The sequence below is a fragment of the Erythrobacter sp. WG genome, from assembly GCF_026586795.1.
In the GTDB taxonomy this organism is placed as follows: Bacteria; Pseudomonadota; Alphaproteobacteria; order Sphingomonadales; family Sphingomonadaceae; genus Erythrobacter.
Genome location: NZ_JAPFGY010000003.1, coordinates 86,994 through 98,844 on the forward strand (window position 1 = coordinate 86,994; position 11,851 = coordinate 98,844).

The window sequence follows — 11,851 nt, forward strand, 5'->3', positions numbered from 1 at the left end:
TGGGAGAGAGAACGAATGGCAACCGCGGCAGCGAGCGGCACGGGCGCGCAATCGGTGAGGGTCACCTTGTGGATCCTGCTGACGGTCTACGTCTTCAATTTCATCGACCGGCAGATCGTCAACATCCTCGCCGAACCGATCGCCCGCGATCTCGAACTGTCGGACACCCAGATCGGGCTGATGACCGGGCTCGCCTTTGCGCTCTTCTACACCGTGCTCGGCATTCCCATCGCACGGATCGCGGACCGGCCTGCGACAAGCCGGCCCAAGCTTATCGCGGTCTCTCTCGCGCTGTGGTCGGGCATGACCGCGATCTGCGGCCTGGCGCAGAATTTCTGGCAGTTGCTGCTCGCCCGGATCGGCGTCGGCGTCGGCGAGGCGGGGTGCACGCCGCCTGCGCATTCGCTGATCAGCGACATGGTCCCGCCCGAAAAGCGCGCCTCGGCGCTCGCCTTCTATTCGCTCGGCATCCCCGTCGGGACGCTGCTCGGCATGATCATCGGCGGGACGCTGGCCGATTGGGTTGGGTGGCGCGAGGCCTTCGTGGTGGTCGGGCTGCCCGGCGTCGGGCTGGCGCTGCTCGTCTGGTTCGTCCTCAGGGACCCGCGCCGGATTGACGCCGCGGCGGTATTGCGCGCGCAGGCTCCGGCGCAGGCGCTTCCGCTGGGCCAAGCGGTGCGGGAGGTGATGCAATCGCGAGCTTTCGTGCTGCTGCTGCTCGCGGGCTCCTCGGCAGCGTTCCTGTCCTACGGAAAGACGACCTGGACGACGATCTTCTTCCAGCGCACCCATGATCTCACCCCGGGGCAGGTGGGGCTGTGGTTCGGCCTGCTGGGAGGCGTGGCGGGGATGATCGGCACCTGGGCGGGAGGCTATCTCGCTGATCGCTTCGGCGCGACCCGACGCCGCCATGTGCTGAGCGCGCCGGCGATCGGGATGGCGCTGGCAGCGCCGCTGGCAATCGCCGCCTACCAGGCGCCGAGCTGGCCGCTGGCGCTGGCGTTGCTGTTCGTGCCGACGGTGTGCAATGCCCTCTATTACGGCCCGACCTATTCGGCAGCGCAGGGCCTTGTGCCGCTCAAGGCGCGAGCCATCGCGGCGGCCATGCTGCTGTTCTTCCAGAATCTCATTGGCCTGGGGCTGGGTCCGCTGTTTTTCGGGATGCTGTCGGATTGGCTGCAACCCGCGTATGGCGCGGACAGCGTGCGCTACGTGCTCTACGGCGCGGCGGTGCTGGGGCTGGTGCCGGCGTTCTTCTTCTGGCGGTGCAGCCTGCACCTCGATGCGGAGCTCGACCGGAAGGGGGCCTAATCCGCCTCCCGCACGGGCTGCACCAGCGTCACCAGCACGAAGCTGATGAGCATCAGCAGATACCAGCTGCCGTATTTGGCGAGGCTGACCATGCGCCACTCCTTCTCCTGCCCCGGATAGTTCCAGGCATTGGCGAAGGTCGCGATGTTCTCCGCGAACCAGATGAACAGCGCGACGAGGCCGAAACCGACCAGCACCGGCATCCAGCGATGCACGCGCCAGTTGCGGAAATGGACACGGGTCCGCGCGAAGATCAGCGCCGTGGCGGCAAACAGTCCCCAGCGGATGTCGATGGTGAAGTGGTGCGCGAAAAAGTTGACGTAGATCGCCGCCGCCAAGGCCCATGTCACCCACGCCGGCGGGTAGTGGGTGAAGCGGAAGTCGAAGATCCGCCACACCCGCGCGATGTAGCTGCCGACGGCGGCATACATGAATCCCGAAAACAGCGGCACCGCACCGATGTGGAGCACGCTCGCCTCGGGATAGGTCCATGAGCCGGCCTCAGTCTTGAACAGCTCCATCACCGTGCCGACGATGTGGAAGATCAGGATGACGCGCGCTTCTCGCCATGTCTCCAGACGGAAGGCGAGCATGCCGGCCTGAATGGCAATGGCGGCTAGCGTCAGAAAGTCATAGCGGTGCAGCGGCGCGCTGTCGGGGTAGAAAAGGTGAGTCCCGAGCAGCAGCGCGAGCAGCAGGCCCCCGAACAGGCAGGCCCAGCCCTGCTTGAAGCCGAACAGCAGGAATTCGTAGAGGGCGAGCCGCCAGCCCGTGCCGGGGTCGAACGCTTCGAGACGGAGGCGGATCGCCTCGAAGCGGGTGTGGCGACGCTCAGGCGCTGACAATCAAGCCCCGTGCTTCCGCGAGAGCTCCCGCATCGCGTCGTCCAGCCCTTCGAGCGTCAGCGGATACATCCGGTCGCCCATCAGCTGCTTGATCATCTTGGTCGACTGCGAATAGCCCCACTGCTTCTCGGGCACGGGGTTGAGCCACACGGTCGCGGGGTAGGTGTTCGTGACGCGCTGGAGCCACACCGCACCCGCCTCCTCGTTCATGTGCTCGACCGAGCCGCCCGGATGGGTGATCTCGTAGGGGCTCATCGCCGCATCGCCGACGAAGACTATCTTGTAGTCGTGGCCATATTTGTGGAGCACGTCCCAGGTCTTGGTGCGTTCCTGCCAGCGGCGCTTGTTGTCCTTCCACACCCCTTCGTAGAGGCAGTTGTGGAAGTAGAAGAATTCGAGGTTCTTGAACTCCGCCGTGGCGGCGCTGAACAGCTCCTCGACCAGCTTGATGAAGGGGTCCATCGAGCCGCCGACGTCGAGGAACAGCAGCAGCTTGACGGCATTGCGCCGCTCGGGCCGCATCCGGATGTCGAGCCAGCCCTGCTTGGCGGTGCCTTCGATGGTGCCGGGAATGTCGAGCTCGTCCGCCGCGCCCTCGCGGGCGAAACGGCGCAGGCGGCGCAGCGCCATCTTGATGTTGCGGGTGCCGAGCTCCTTGGTGTTGTCGAGGTTCTTGAACTCGCGCTTTTCCCAGACCTTGATCGCGCGGCCGTGCTTGGCTTCCCCGCCGATGCGCACGCCTTCGGGGTTGTAGCCGGAGTTGCCGAAGGGCGAGGTGCCCCCCGTGCCGATCCACTTGTTTCCGCCCTGGTGGCGCTTTTCCTGCTCCTCGAGCCGCTTCTTGAGCGTCTCCATGATCTCGTCCCAGTCTCCGAGGGACTTGATCGCCTCCATCTCCTCGGGAGTGAGGAACTTCTCGGCAACGGCCTTCAGCCAGTCTTCGGGGATGTCGACCGGGTTCTGGCCGTAGTCGGTCATGATCCCCTTGAAGACCTTCTGGAACACCTGGTCGAACCGGTCCAGCAGCCCCTCGTCCTTCACGAAGGTCGCGCGGGAGAGGTAGTAGAAAGCTTCCGGAGTCTGCTCGATCACGTCCTTGTCGAGCGCCTCCAAGAGGGTGAGGTGCTCCTTGAAGGAGGCGCCGATCCCGGCGGCGCGAAGCTCGTCGACGAAGTTGAAGAACATGGGCGCCTGATTAACCCGCGCCGCGCGGCGTGACCAGCCCTCTTTCCGGGTCGGCAGGGGCAACCCTTAACCCTTCGCTTACCATCCCGGTTCTAGGCAGGGCCGTACCGAAGGAAGGGCCGCCTTACCCCATGCACCAGATCGCGATCGACACCGCCAATGCTCACGCGCTCGGGATGATCCCGGAGAGCTGCGGCGCGGTGACGGTGGGCTGCACCGATGTCGCGGGTGTTGTGGAGGCCGTGATCCAGTCCTCCAAGACCCTGCGCTCCGAACACGAGGCACTGGCCGAAACCGTGCGCGCGCTGGAGGCCGACCAGACCAAGGTCGCCGAGGCGAGCGACGAGGCGCGGCTGCTGTCGGAGCGCGCGATCGAGCGCCTGTCGGAAGGCACGGCGCTGATCCAGTCGTCGCTGGGCCAGATCGCCTCGCTGATCGAGCTGGTCGACACCTTGGGCCAGCACGTCACGAGCTTCTCCGCCGCGATGGAACAGGTCCGCCGCAGCGCGCAAGACATTGGCGAGATTGCCGAAACCACTAACATTCTCGCCCTGAACGCGACCATCGAGGCGATGCGCGCAGGGGACGCCGGCCGCACCTTCGCGGTCGTCGCGAGCGAGGTGAAAAGCCTCGCCAGCGACACCCGCAAAGCGACCGAGGAGATCGCTGCCACCATCGACGCGCTGGGCGGCGAGGCGGCCGAGGTGATCGGCCGGATCGAGGCGGGCTCGCGGGCGAGCGGGGAGGCGCGGGCCTCTGTCGCGCGGATCGAGAGCACCATCACGAATGTCGGCGCGCTGGTCGAGGAGGTCGACAAGCAGAACGACGTCATCGCCCGCTCGACCGGCACGATCTCGGGCCATGTCGACCGGGTCCAACGCGTGCTCACCAGTTTCGATGCCGCCTCGCGGCGCAACGAGGATCGCCTGCACGGCGCCCATCGCAAGATGGAGGAGCTCGAGATCACCGCCTCCGAGATGTTCGATCGCATTGTTCATGCAGGACTTTCTCCGGACGACAGCGCCATGGTCGCGCAGGCGCAGGCGATCTGTGGGGAGCTCGTCGCCCACACCGAGGCGGCGCTCGCGAAGGGTGCGATCACCACCGCGGCGCTGTTCGATACCGACTACCAGAGCGTCCCCGGCACCAACCCGCCGCTGTTCCGCACCCGCCTTACCGACTGGGCCCATGCCGAATGGCGGCCTTTCCTCGACCGGGCAAAATCAAGCGATTCTCGTGTTTTGGCCGCCGCATGCACCGACATGAACGGGTTCCTGCCCACCCACCTCACCGAGCGTAGCCGCACGCCCACGGGCGATCTCACCCACGACACCCAGTTCTGCCGCAACGGGCGCATCATGCTCGAGGCGATCGACCGCAAGGCCAAACTGTCGGGCGCGCCCTACATGATGGCGGTCTATCGCCAGGAGGGCGACGGGGCGTCCTACGTCGTGGTCCGCAACGTCTATGTCCCGCTGGTCATCGGCGGGCGACGGTGGGGCGATTTCGAGCTCGCCTACAGTTTCGGCTGAGACCCTCCGGCGGCGCGATGTTTCACGTGAAACAGCACAATGCATCGTAGCTGAGGCGAGCTGGCAGGGGTCTAACCCGGGTCTAACCGGGGTCTGGCGGGGGTCTGGACCCGGCCGAGGCCGCACTATCCCGGCGCAGCGATACACTTGCCCGCATTTGCGCTGGATCGTGGTGGATCACCGGATAGGCGGCAGCTGAGGCGCCGCGCCGGACCCCGTCGCCCCTTGCGCAGTCTGCCCCGGCACATTACGCGTTAACCCTTAAGGCTAACGCGGGAGTGCGCGGGTGGCGCTTTCACGGATCAGGGACATCGTGCTGCTGGCGGCCGGGCTGCTGCTGTCGGCCTGCATCCCCGAAGTCCGCGGCGAGAACGCCTTGCCCATCGAGAGCGCGGCGCAGGCCGAGACGCTGCCGCCGGTCGTCGCGGCCGAGCTGCCCCCGCCGCCGACACCGCCGCTGCCGGACCCGCCGCCGCCGCCGCCCAAGCTGGTCGGCGAGGTGCTGGACAGCGGCACCGTCATCACCATCAGCCTCGCCTCGCAGCGCATGGACGTGTTCCGGGACGGCGCGCTGTGGCGCTCCAGCCCGGTGTCGACCGGGCGACGCGGCAAGCGCACCCCGGCGGGCGTCTTCGCGATCCTCCAGAAGAAGACCTTCCACCGCTCCAACCTCTACAGCAACGCGCCGATGCCCTTCATGCAGCGCCTGACGTGGAGCGGGATCGCGATCCATGCCGGGCACCTGCCCGGCTACCCGGCCTCGCACGGCTGCATCCGGGTGCCGAGCGCCTTTGCCCGCGAATTGTTCAGGGTCACCAACCCGGCCTCGACCGCAGTGATCATCGTCGATGCGCCGCTCCCGAGCCACAAGGAAGCGCTGGCGCTGGCAAGGGCGAGCGAGGCCACGGTGCCGATCGACCCCGTGCTGCTGCGCCGCTCGCGCGAGGCGCTTGCACGCAAGGCGGACGAGACCGGCGAGGCGGGCAGCAGGCCCGCTGCGGCAAGGATGATCCCCGCACCCGAGGGTGTCGCTGCCGGCGGAGCGCAGACCGCCGCCGCAACCACCCCCGCGCCCGACGCGCAGGGCAAGGGCCAGACGATCCAGCTCGCCGCGACGCTTTCTCCGGCGCTCGCGCAGGCGCATTGGGAAGCGGTCGCGGTCCGCAAGCCCGAACTCAAGGCCATGCAGATGGCGATCATCCCCGCCGTGGTGAACGGCACCCAGTATTACCGCCTGCGCGCCTCGGCCCCCGGTGCCCACGCCACCTGCGCCGCGCTGAAGCGCGCCGGGATCGCCTGCTTCCCGGTCAGCTGACCTAGCCCGGCCAGCTTAACTGGGGTTGCGCCGGGCCATGAAGGCGAGCCGTTCGAAGAGCATGATGTCCTGCTCGTTCTTGAGCAGCGCACCGTGCAGCGGCGGGATCGCGCTTGCGGGGTTCTTGTCCTGCAAGACCTCGAGCGGCATATCCTCGTTGAGCAGCAGCTTGAGCCAGTCGAGCAGCTCGCTGGTCGAGGGCTTCTTCTTGAGGCCCGGCACGTCGCGCAGGTCGTAGAAGATATCCATCGCCTTCTTCACCAGCACCTTCTGGATGCCGGGGAAGTGGACATCGATGATGTCCTGCATCGTCTCTCGGTCGGGGAACTTGATGTAGTGGAAGAAGCAGCGGCGCAGGAAGGCGTCGGGCAGCTCCTTTTCGTTGTTCGAGGTGATGACGACGATCGGGCGTTCCTTCGCCTCGATGCGCTCCTGCGTCTCGTAGACGTCGAAGCTCATCCGATCGAGTTCCTGCAGCAGGTCGTTCGGGAACTCGATATCTGCCTTGTCGATCTCGTCGATCAGCAGCACGGGGAGCTTCTCGGAGGTGAAGGCCTCCCACAGCTTGCCCTTCTTGATGTAGTTGCGGATGTCGTGGACGCGCTCTTCGCCCAGCTGGCCGTCACGCAGGCGGGCCACGGCGTCATACTCGTAGAGGCCCTGCTGCGCCTTGGTGGTAGACTTGATGTTCCACTCGATCAGCGGCGCGCCCAGCGCCTTGGAAATCTCATGCGCCAGCACGGTCTTGCCGGTGCCGGGCTCGCCCTTCACGAGCAGCGGGCGGCGCAGGGTGACGGCAGCGTTGACCGCAACCTTCAAATCCTCGGTCGCGATGTAGGACTTGGTGCCTTCAAAACGCTGCTGCTGGCCGGAGGTCTGATCGGTCATGGGTTTTCCTGTGAGACTGAATTTCGGACGCCAGCGATAAGGGCGCGAGGGGCGCGGCGCAAGGGGGCGGGGCCTCTCGGTTTAGCGAGGCAGGACGAGAATGCGCCGGGCGAGCGCGAGGAGCTTGCCCTCGTCCACCACCGCTGCCGCGTTGTTCCAACCGAGCGTCAGCACCCAGTCGCGCCCGGCCTGATCGGTGGCGATCCAGGTGAGATTCATCACGCCCGGCTCGCTCCCGCCCTTGAAGCCGACATAGCGCCACGTCTCCTTCATGGCGGCGGACGCCTGCGAGTTGATGGCGAGAATCTCGAAGGCGCGCGGGTCGGCGGTGCGGCGCATATGGGCGAACAGCTTGGCGATGTCGGCGGGCGAGGCGAACCATTCGATGTCGATCGCCCGCGGACCATTGGCGAAGGCGCCATTGATCTTGTCGAGCGGGGCGGTGGTCCGCGCGATCATCGCCGCGGTCGCGGTGCGTGTGACCGTGCCGCCCTTGCGCCAGATATCGATCAGCGCATCGGGGCTGGCCTTGAGCAGGAACAGCTCGCGCGTGGTCAGGAACGGATCGTTCGCGCCGGGCTTGCTGTGCCCGCTGTCCCGCATCGCTTGGAGAATGCGCTCCTTGCCGAGCGTGGCGATCAGCTGATCGGTCGCGGTGTTGTCGCTGATCGAGATCATCAGGCTGGCGAGGGTGTGGAGCGTCACCGGCGCGCCTTCGGGCCAGTCCTGCAACTGGCCGCTGGGGTAGCTTTTCTCGGACAGCGGGACGACGTCGGTCCACTTGCGTCGGCCCGCCTTCACGTCCTCGGCCAGCGCGGCGAGCACGTAGAGCTTGAACGCCGAACCCAGCGCCAGGGGCTTGTCGGCGTTGATGGCAATGAGCGGCGCGCCGCCGTTCAGCGGGGCGAACCACGCGTTGACGGTGCCGGGCAGGGCGGCCAGTTCCGCGGCGATCGCCTGCGGGGTGTCGCCAGCCACGGCGAGCGGCTCGGCCGAGGTGATGACGAGTTCGCCGACGCGGTTGTCCTCGTCAGGCTGGATGCCGATCACGCCTTTTGCGAGCCCGCGCTCGAAACGGATCTCGATCTTCGCCCGAGTGCCCTCGGGCGGGTCGAGCGTGGCCGATACGGCGGCGCCGAACTGCGCGGTGAGATTGGTGTTGAGCGACTTCAGCTGGGCATCGGAGACGGCCGCACGGAAGCGGGCGGTGAAGATGTCGGCAGGTTCGACCTTGCCGTTGATGAGGGCGATGACCTGCTCGGCGCGGGTTTGCAGCGCGGTCCGGGCGGGCGCAGAGGTCGGCGGGGGCGCCTGAGTCTGCGCCGAAGCGCCCACGGGCAGGGCGGCGAGCGCCAAGGTGAGCGCGGCAAACGTCGATGTCATCGGCAATCCTCCCCGGCCCGCCACCTCGCGGCGACCCGGCGAACCGATGCCACGGAACGCCTGCGCGTGCCACCATTCTGCGGCGAAAAGCGCGAGCGAAATCAGGCGTCGATCAGGTCCCGGTCGATCTCGCCCGCGCGGTTCTGGATGAAGTTGAAGCGGTGTTCCGGGTTGCGGCCCATCAGCTCGTCAACGAGCCGGGCGACGCTGGCGCGCTGCTCGTATTCCTGCGGCAGGGTGATGCGGATGAGGCTGCGCGTCTCGGGCGCCATCGTCGTCTCGCGCAATTGCTGCGGGTTCATCTCGCCGAGGCCCTTGAAGCGGGCGACCTCGACCTTCCTGCCCTTGAACACCGTGGCCTCCAGCTCCGCCCGGTGCGCGTCGTCGCGGGCGTAGCGGCTCTCCTTGCCGGCGGTGAGGCGATAGAGCGGGGGCTGGGCGAGGAACAGGTGTCCGGCGCGCACGATTTCGGGCATTTCCTGGAAGAAGAAGGTCATCAACAGCGTCGCGATATGCGCGCCGTCGACGTCGGCGTCGGTCATGATGATGATGCGATCGTAGCGCAGCGCGGTCGGATCGCAGTCCTTGCGGGTGCCGCAGCCCATCGCGAGGATCAGGTCGGCAATTTCGCTGTTCGCCCGGATCTTGTCGGCGGTGGCGCTAGCGACATTCAGGATCTTGCCCCGGATGGGGAGGATCGCCTGCGACTTGCGATCACGCGCCTGCTTGGCGCTGCCGCCCGCGCTGTCGCCCTCGACGATGAACAGCTCGGTCTCGCGCCCGCCTTCGCCGCTGCAGTCGGTGAGCTTGCCCGGCAGGCGCAGCTTTTTGGCATTGGTGGCAGTCTTGCGCTTGATTTCCCGCTCGGCCTTGCGCTTCAGGCGCTCGTCCATGCGCTCCATCACGTCGCCGAGCAGCGCCTTGCCGCGCTCCATGTTGTCGGTGAGGAAGTGGTCGAAATGGTCGCGCACCGCGTTTTCGACCAGCCTTGCCGCCTCGGGCGAGGTCAGGCGGTCCTTGGTCTGGGACTGGAACTGGGGATCGCGGATGAAGACGGAGAGCATCACCTCGGCGCCGGTCATCACGTCGTCGGCGGTGATGTCCTTGGCCTTCTTCTGGCCGACCAGTTCGCCGAAGGCGCGAAGCGCGCGGGTGAGGGCGGTGCGCAACCCCTGCTCGTGCGTGCCGCCATCGGGGGTGGGCACGGTGTTGCAATACCAGCTCGTCGCCCCATCGGAATAGAGCGGCCAGGCGATCGCCCATTCGACGCGGCCCTGCTGGACGCCGTCGATGGCAGGGAAGTCCTGCGATCCGGCGAAGGGCTGGGCGGTCACGCATTCGCGGCCGCCGATCTGCTCGGCGAGGTGATCGGCAAGCCCGCCGGGGAACTTGAACACCGCCTCGGCAGGCACGTCCTCCGAGGCGAGCGAGGGGGCGCACTTCCAGCGGATTTCGACGCCCGCGAAAAGGTAGGCCTTGGAGCGCGCCAGCTTGAACAACCGCTTGGGGTTGAAGCTGCGCTCGCCGAAGATCTCGGTGTCGGGGACGAAGGTGACGGTGGTGCCGCGGCGGTTGGGCGTGGCCCCCAAGTTCTGGATCGGCCCCTGCGTTGTCCCGCGCGAAAACTCCTGCGCGTAGAGCTGCTTGTCGCGCGCCACCTCGACACGGGTGAAGGAGGACAGCGCGTTGACGACACTCACCCCCACGCCGTGCAGACCGCCGCTGGTCGCATAGGCCTTGCCGGAAAACTTGCCGCCCGAATGCAGCGTCGAGAGGATCACCTCCAGCGTCGACTTGCCCGGGAACTTGGGATGCTCGTCGACCGGAATGCCGCGCCCGTTGTCGGCGATAGAGAGACGGTTGCCTTCATCGAGGCGCATCTCGATGCGGGTCGCATGGCCCGCGACCGCCTCGTCCATCGCGTTGTCGAGCACTTCGGCGGCGAGGTGGTGGAAGGCGCGATCATCCGTGCCGCCGATATACATCCCCGGCCGCCGCCGCACCGGCTCCAGCCCCTCGAGCACCTCGATGGCGCTGGCGTTGTAGTCGCCGCTCGAGGTCGGGGTGTTGGCGAAGAGGTCGTCGGGAGAGGTGTCGGCCATGCGCGCGCTATACAGGCGCGCGCGGCCCCCTCACAAGCCACCCCCCGGCATTATACTCACTTGCCGAAGCCGGCCGGGGCCGGATCGACCGCACTGACCTCGCCGCCCTTCACCTCGCGCACCTCGAGCGCGCGCTCGACCACGCCATTGCGCCCAAAGCGGAAGGCGCCGTCGACGCCGAGGAAGCCGCCGCGATCGTAGAGCGCGTTCCTGGGGAAGGGCGTGCCCACCTTCCAGTCGCGCGCCACCCGCAAGGTCAGCAGCACCGCGTCATAGCCCAGGGTCGCCACCCTATAGGGCTGGCCCCCGAAGCGCGCGGCGTAGCTTTCGGCGAAGCGGCCGAAGCGCTGGTCGGAAACCGCCGCGAACAGCGCCCCTTCGAGCGCCGGGGTGCGGGTCAGCGCCGCCTCGCCGCTCCACAGCTCGGTGCCGATGATGCGGGTGCGGGTGCGGCCTGTTCGGTTGAGCTCGCCCGCCGCGTCCACGCCCAATCGCACGCTGTCGGCGATCAGCACGGTGTCGTAGCCGCCCGCTGCCCGCAGCCGTCCGGCGGCGCTGACGATCGAGGTATTGCCGCGCGCATAGCTCTGCCGCGCGGACAGTGCGCCGCCGAAGTCGCGCAGCGCGTTCTCCAGTGCCGAGACCGCGCGCGTGCCGTAGTCGCCCTCGGGCGCGAGCACCGCAAAGCGCACGGCACCCTTGGAGCGGGCATATTGCACGGTGCGGCGGATCGACTGTTCGGGCATATGCCCGATCACGAAGACATCGGGACTGGCAATGGCGGGATCGTTGGCGAAGGCGATCACCGGCACGCCCGCCGGGCGCGCGGCGGCCTGCACGGTCGGCACGGCATCGGCGTTGAGCGGTCCCAAGATCAGGCGGTTGCCATCTACAATCGCCTGCCGCGCGGCGCCGGCAACGCCGCCAGCGGTATCGTAGGTGGTGATGCGCAAGGCATCCGACTTGGTATCGAGCAGCGCCATGGTGGTCGCGTTGGCGATCGCCTGGCCGACCGCTGCGGCATCGCCCGACAGCGGGACCAAGAGCGCGATGCGGTGGCGGCCGGTGTCGGTGGGGAGCGCGGTGGCGGAAGGCTCGGGAGCAGGGGGCGGGGCGGTGGTTACGGGGCCCTGCGCCTTGGGGATCACCTGACACCCGGCCGCGAGCAGCGCCGCACCGCCCAGCGCGAGGTTGCGCGCGGTCAGCGCCTGCTTGGCCTCGCCGAGCCACCGGGCCAGAAGGCCCCCGTTCCAAAGCTTCATTCTTGCCGACCCCTCTGTCGTGCGCCAT

The 11,851-nt window shown here is 67.5% G+C and carries 9 protein-coding genes; 3 read left to right on the top strand and 6 right to left on the bottom strand.

Annotated features, from left to right (window positions below):
- Positions 1-15: 15 nt before the first annotated feature.
- Positions 16-1,311 carry a spinster family MFS transporter gene (locus OPU67_RS02515; RefSeq protein ID WP_267617312.1) on the top strand — a complete coding sequence of 432 codons (1,296 nt, stop codon included), beginning with the start codon at positions 16-18 and terminating at the stop codon, positions 1,309-1,311.
- On the opposite strand, the gene OPU67_RS02520 is transcribed toward OPU67_RS02515, so the two are convergent.
- Both OPU67_RS02520 and OPU67_RS02525 read right to left on the bottom strand, forming a co-directional pair.
- On the bottom strand, positions 1,308-2,156 hold the full coding sequence (locus OPU67_RS02520) for a DUF817 domain-containing protein (RefSeq protein WP_267617314.1): 849 nt from the start codon (positions 2,154-2,156) through the stop codon (positions 1,308-1,310). The two genes, OPU67_RS02515 and OPU67_RS02520, sit on opposite strands and share 4 nt — an antisense overlap.
- Positions 2,157-3,341 (bottom strand): vWA domain-containing protein, encoded by a 1,185-nt coding sequence (locus OPU67_RS02525; protein ID WP_267617316.1) that lies wholly within the window; start codon positions 3,339-3,341, stop codon positions 2,157-2,159.
- Between the two features lie 131 nt (positions 3,342-3,472).
- Here OPU67_RS02525 and OPU67_RS02530 point away from each other — a divergent pair, with 131 nt between their 5' ends.
- The gene (locus OPU67_RS02530; RefSeq protein ID WP_267617318.1) at positions 3,473-4,873 is read left to right on the top strand and encodes a methyl-accepting chemotaxis protein; all 1,401 of its coding nucleotides are present in this window, start codon (positions 3,473-3,475) and stop codon (positions 4,871-4,873) included.
- 286 nt (positions 4,874-5,159) lie between these two features.
- On the top strand, positions 5,160-6,188 hold the full coding sequence (locus OPU67_RS02535; RefSeq protein ID WP_267617320.1) for a L,D-transpeptidase family protein: 1,029 nt from the start codon (positions 5,160-5,162) through the stop codon (positions 6,186-6,188).
- Positions 6,189-6,203: 15 nt separating this feature from the next.
- Here OPU67_RS02535 and OPU67_RS02540 read toward each other — a convergent pair whose 3' ends face one another.
- The 4 genes from OPU67_RS02540 to OPU67_RS02555 form a co-directional block, all read right to left on the bottom strand.
- The gene (locus OPU67_RS02540) at positions 6,204-7,076 is read right to left on the bottom strand and encodes an AAA family ATPase (RefSeq protein WP_267617323.1); all 873 of its coding nucleotides are present in this window, start codon (positions 7,074-7,076) and stop codon (positions 6,204-6,206) included.
- An 81-nt stretch (positions 7,077-7,157) separates the two neighbouring features.
- Positions 7,158-8,459: a serine hydrolase gene (locus tag OPU67_RS02545; protein WP_267617324.1), complete on the bottom strand. Its 1,302-nt coding sequence runs from the start codon at positions 8,457-8,459 to the stop codon at positions 7,158-7,160.
- Positions 8,460-8,560: 101 nt separating this feature from the next.
- A complete protein-coding gene (gene parE / locus OPU67_RS02550) occupies positions 8,561-10,561 on the bottom strand; it encodes a DNA topoisomerase IV subunit B (RefSeq protein WP_267617325.1) in 2,001 nt (666 codons plus the stop codon).
- 56 nt (positions 10,562-10,617) lie between these two features.
- A complete protein-coding gene (locus OPU67_RS02555) occupies positions 10,618-11,823 on the bottom strand; it encodes a penicillin-binding protein activator (RefSeq protein ID WP_267617327.1) in 1,206 nt (401 codons plus the stop codon).
- Positions 11,824-11,851 lie beyond the last annotated feature (28 nt).

Excerpts from the sequence above, each read along its gene's own strand:
- OPU67_RS02515 (WP_267617312.1), top strand. The coding sequence starts at position 16 with ATGGCAACCGCGGCAGCGAGCGGCACGGGCGCGCAATCGGTGAGGGTC.
- OPU67_RS02525 (WP_267617316.1), bottom strand. The coding sequence starts at position 3,341 with ATGTTCTTCAACTTCGTCGACGAGCTTCGCGCCGCCGGGATCGGCGCC.
- OPU67_RS02530 (WP_267617318.1), top strand. The coding sequence starts at position 3,473 with ATGCACCAGATCGCGATCGACACCGCCAATGCTCACGCGCTCGGGATG.
- OPU67_RS02540 (WP_267617323.1), bottom strand. The coding sequence starts at position 7,076 with ATGACCGATCAGACCTCCGGCCAGCAGCAGCGTTTTGAAGGCACCAAG.
- OPU67_RS02545 (WP_267617324.1), bottom strand. The coding sequence starts at position 8,459 with ATGACATCGACGTTTGCCGCGCTCACCTTGGCGCTCGCCGCCCTGCCC.
- parE (WP_267617325.1), bottom strand. The coding sequence starts at position 10,561 with ATGGCCGACACCTCTCCCGACGACCTCTTCGCCAACACCCCGACCTCG.
- OPU67_RS02555 (WP_267617327.1), bottom strand. The coding sequence starts at position 11,823 with ATGAAGCTTTGGAACGGGGGCCTTCTGGCCCGGTGGCTCGGCGAGGCC.